Origin of the sequence: Microcystis sp. LSC13-02, from assembly GCA_002282935.1 — a bacterium.
In the GTDB taxonomy this organism is placed as follows: domain Bacteria; phylum Cyanobacteriota; class Cyanobacteriia; order Cyanobacteriales; family Microcystaceae; genus Microcystis.
Map to the genome: position 1 here is coordinate 1 of MTBT01000032.1, position 5,041 is coordinate 5,041.

A 5,041-nucleotide genomic window follows, 5' to 3' on the forward strand; every position below is an offset into this window, starting at 1 on the left:
TTGTCGATACTCTAAATTCTACGGCTAGACAAGCATCTGCTGAACGAGCTTGGTCGTCTATTGCTCGTTTCTATGACAATTGTAAGAAAAAAATAAAAGGTAAAAAGGGTTATCCTAAATTCCAAAAGAATAATCGTTCTGTGGAATATAAAAACTGTGGCTGGAAACTATCGGAGGATAGAAAGAAAATAACTTTCACAGATAAGAAAAATATTGGCACGGTTAAACTGAAAGGAACCAGAGACCTAAACTTTTACCCTATAGACCAAATTAAACGAGTTAGGATTGTTAAACGAGCGGATGGTTACTATGTCCAATTCTGTCTAAGTGTTGATATTCGGGAATATGCTAAACCCCTAGAACCAACCAAGAAATGTGTGGGATTGGATGTAGGTTTAAACGTTTTCTACGCTAATAGTGATGGGGAAACAGTAGAAATACCGCAATACTATCGCAAGGCAGAAAAAAGATTAAACCGTCTGAATCGGAAGAAATCTAAAAAGTTTAGAAAAGGTCAACCCCAATCAAACAACTACCAAAAGGCCAGAAAGAGATATGCTAGAAAGCATTTAAGAGTAAGTAGGCAACGTAAAGGCTTTGCCTCAAAAGAGGCATTGCGCGTCATTAAATCTAACGATTTCATCGCTTACGAAAACTTAAATGTTCAAGGCATGGTAAAAAACTCGAAACTAGCTAAATCTATTAATGATGTGGCTTGGTCAACTTTTCGGCAATGGTTAGAATATTTTGGTTTTAAATATGGTAAGGCTACAGTAGCAGTAGCTCCCCATAACACCAGTCAAAACTGTTCTAATTGTGGTCAAAAAGTAGCTAAATCTCTATCTACAAGAACCCATATTTGTCCTCACTGTGGCTATGTAGAAGATAGAGATATTAACGCCGCTATCAATATTCTCAAAAAGGGACTAAGTACGGTAGGGCATACCGAAACTACTACGCTTGGGGAGAGATTCCCTCTGGTTTAGTTGGATACGTCCTGCTAGATTAAGGAAACTCGATGAACCAAGAATCCCTCGCTTTTAGCGACGGGAGTGTCAAAGAATTTAGCTGGAATTTATGAATCATTTTCTGCATTCTTTCACGGTTTTTCCTGATTCTGCCCGAAAATCTCGGTCTTACTCCCTAGGTAAACTTCGACGACCCTTAATCTTCCTGTTTACCGTCGGTTGTCTGACTAGCGTAGTCGGTTATCGTTTCTATAATCAGCCGAAATTGGCCGTCGGGACTATTTCCCCCGTCACAATTATCGCCCCCGAAGATGCCAGTTTTGAAGACCAAGAAACCACCGCCCTCAAACGCCAAAAAATTCGGGCTGGACTGCTTCCCCGGCTGAAAAGAGACCCCCAAACCACTGCCCAGATTGAGCGAGCGCTACGGGACACTTTAGGGCAATTAAGTCAAATTATCCCAATTCTGCCCAAAAATTCGATTTTAATCAGCAGGACTATTTCTAACGCCACACTGGGAACGCTGCTCACCTTTTCTGCCGCTCAATGGTCAACTCTACAAAGCGGCCTCAACTATGAAGAATCTTTTGCAAAACCCTTGACAAAAGAGCAGGAATATGCTATACACGAAATCCAAGCCTATCGTCAGCGCGTGACAAAGGGGAAATTTGAGCAATTTATCGATCGATTAGGGCAATTACGGCAAATACAGGGGCAAACCAGCCAAAATTATCGGCATTCCAGCTTAAATCAACTCAAATATGGCGATCTGATCGCAGTAGCTCAAATCAGCGATCGAGAGTGGCAAAACCTAGAAACAGCCATCCTGCAAGCGGGTCGCCGCATTTTGGTGCAAGGCATCCCCCCGGGGATTTCCACCAGTCACCTACAGGATACCATCGTCGTGCAGATTAGCAGCGATCGCCTAACCCGTCGCCAGCAGCTTTTAGCCGAAAATATCCTTCTAGCGGCCCTAGAGGGACAGGCTAACCTGATAGAAGATCGGGAGTCAACCAAAGAACAAGCGGCTAAAGCGGTGGAAGCGGTAGATATGGTGATGTCTAGCACTCAAACCGGTCAAATTATCGTTAAAACAGGCGAAAAAATTACTCAAGCTCAGTTTGTTCTCATCGATGGCTTTGGTTTAAGCGAACGGGGCATTAACTGGATGGGTTTAGGAGCAACGGCAATCCTTGTCACCAGCGTGATCGGGACTTTTTGCCTCGTGGCCCAGCGTCTCCATCGGCCTCTGCGTCACCGGGATTTTCTTCTCTTGGGTTTACTAAGTTTTACCACACCGATCTTAGCGATCGCCCATATTCCCTTTACCAATCTGGCAGCCGTGGGTTTATTAGTCAGCAGTTTCTATGGCCCGACTTTGGCCGTCACCCAAGTCCTCTTAACTGCCGGTCTTTCCCTATTCAGTATCCAAGGCATCAGCGCCGATTTAATCGCGGGGACGATCGGGGGACTATTAGCGGCCATAATAGCGGCAAAATTGCGCTCCCGGGATGAATTATCGCTGCTAGGAATGGGAATCGGAGTCAGTCAAGGGGGTGTTTATCTGCTCACCTACCTAATCGTTAGCGCCACGGCCAGCACGATCATCTATGCTCTATTACCCACGGCGCTCGTCTATGGTCTATCGGGAATAGCTTGGACGGTAATCGCTCTAGGATTATCCCCCTATCTGGAACGCTGTTTCGATGTGGTGACTCCCATTCGTCTGGTGGAGTTGTCCAATCCTAATTGTAGTTTGCTCAAACGTTTGGCCACAGAAGCGCCGGGTACTTTTCAACATACCCTTTTTGTCGCCTGTTTAGCCGAAGCGGCCGCCCGAAAACTGCACTGTAATGTGGAATTAATTCGCACGGGAACCCTTTATCACGATATCGGGAAAATGCACGATCCTCTCGGTTTTATTGAAAATCAAATGGGTGGCCCGAATAAACACGATGAAATTAACGATCCCTACGTCAGCGCCGAGATTATTAAAAAGCACGTTAGCGAAGGGTTAGTCATGGCCCGCAGACAGGGTTTACCGCGAGTCGTCCGCGATTTTATTCCCGAACACCAAGGCAATCTCTTAATTTCCTATTTTTATCAGCAAGCTTTGCAAAAATCCAGACAAAATGGTCAAGAAATCGTCGATGAAGCAGCCTTTCGCTACGATGGTCCGATTCCCCAATCGCGAGAAACGGCGATCGTTATGTTAGCCGATAGTAGCGAGGCCGCTTTGCGATCGCTAAAGGAGGCCTCCCCAGAACAAGCCATGGATATGATCAAAAAGATTTTTCAGGCCCGATGGCGCGATCAACAATTAGTAGATAGTGGTATTCGTCAGGAGGAATTACCAATTATTGCCGAGATTTTTGTGCAAGTTTGGCAACAATTCCATCATCAACGCATTGCCTACCCGAAAGCAGTTTTAGAAGTCTCCTCAGCCGAAAAAAAATAAGAGATAACAGCAAAAAATCAAAAATAATTACCAAAATGCTACTAATTACTCTCAACGAAAATACTTTATCTTTATCTCCAGGTAATCAGGTTATTTTCCCTCATCAGACTTGGGTCTCCAAAAAACCTATCCCAAACTCTATTTTAATCGCAAAACTGAAGAAATTCGGCTTATGTCTCCTTTACCAAGTCATGGCAAACGTATCAATCTTTTAAGTGATTTAGTAAAAATTATCCTTCGTCGTCAAGACAAAGACTGGGAATGTTTTGATCCGATTACCTTGAAAATGCCGGGGGAAGCGGGAGTAGAACCAGATACTTGTTTTTATATTGATAATAGACAGGCAATTTTAGGCAAAGAGAGAATTGATTTAAATGTCGATCCTCCTCCCGATTTAGCTATAGAAGTGGACTTTACTTCTCTGACTGATGTAGAGGCTTATCAATTGTTAAAAATCCCTGAATTGTGGGTTTATCGTCGGGAAGAATTAAAAATATATCTGTTCAGAGAAGACAGTTATCAAGAAAGGGAAAATAGTCGTCTCTTTCCCGATATAAATATCAAGAAAATTTTACCCTATTATGTAGAATTAGGCTGGAATCAAGGTTCTAGTATTGCCTTACGTCAATTTGAAGCTTTGGAGAATTTTAGTTAAAAGACTTTTTGTATAAAACTGAGCTAATAATTTTTATGTCCAACACAAACCAAAGATAATTACCAAAATGCTACTAATTACTCTCAACGAAAATACTTTATCTTTATCTCCAGGTAATCAGGTTATTTTCCCTCATCAGACTTGGGTATCTTTATCTCCAGGTAATCAGGTTATTTTCCCTCATCAGACTTGGGAAGATTACGAAAGATTGCTGAGTTTACGTCTCCAGAAAACCTATCCCAAACTCTATTTTAATCGCAAAACGCAAGAAATTCGGCTTATGTCTCCTTTACCAAGTCATGGCAATCGTGTTGATACATTAAGGGATTTAGTAAAAATTATCCTCCGTCGTCAAGGTAAAGACTGGCAATGTTTTGATCCGATTACCTTGAAAATGCTGGGAGAAGCGGGAGTAGAACCAGATACTTGTTTTTATATTGATAATAGACAGGCAATTTTAGGCAAAGAAAGAATTGATTTAACTGTTGATCCTCCTCCCGATTTAGCTATAGAAGTGGATTTTACTTCTCTGACTGATGTAGAGGCTTATCAATTGCTAAAAATCCCTGAATTGTGGGTTTATCGTCGGGAAGAATTAAAAATATATCTGTTCAGAGAAGACAGTTATCAAGAAAGCGAAAATAGTCGTCTCTTTCCCGATATAAATATCAAGAAACTTTTACCCTATTATGTAGAATTAGGCTGGAATCAAGGTTCTAGTCTTGCTTTACGTCAGTTTGAAGCTTTAGAGAATTTTAGTTAATAAATATTACCAATTTTGACACTCCCGTCGCGCTCATGCGAGGGATTCTTGGTTCACTGACTCAAGTTGTCTTGACAGGTATTGCTACCAACCAAAATAGAGCTTCAATCTCCCCAAGCGTTTAGGTCTGATGACCAACTTCCGATATGCCCTATCGTAGCTTTTTTGAGTATATTTAATGCCGCCATTTTGTCTCT

General features: G+C 42.1%; 3 protein-coding genes and 1 pseudogene. All 4 read left to right on the top strand.

The window, feature by feature from the left end; genetic code table 11:
* Window positions 1-986: RNA-guided endonuclease InsQ/TnpB family protein (locus BGL89_RS02210; protein ID WP_286824204.1), on the top strand; the 986-nt coding region annotated here is incomplete at its 5' end.
* Window positions 987-1,077: 91 nt separating this feature from the next.
* Window positions 1,078-3,426, top strand: coding sequence for an HD family phosphohydrolase (locus tag BGL89_RS02215; protein WP_286824205.1), 2,349 nt, complete (start codon window positions 1,078-1,080; stop codon window positions 3,424-3,426).
* Between the two features lie 35 nt (window positions 3,427-3,461).
* A pseudogene (locus tag BGL89_RS02220) lies at window positions 3,462-4,081 on the top strand (Uma2 family endonuclease).
* Window positions 4,082-4,148: 67 nt separating this feature from the next.
* Window positions 4,149-4,844 carry a Uma2 family endonuclease gene (locus BGL89_RS02225; RefSeq protein ID WP_286824206.1) on the top strand — a complete coding sequence of 232 codons (696 nt, stop codon included), beginning with the start codon at window positions 4,149-4,151 and terminating at the stop codon, window positions 4,842-4,844.
* The last annotated feature ends 197 nt before the right edge of the window (window positions 4,845-5,041 follow it).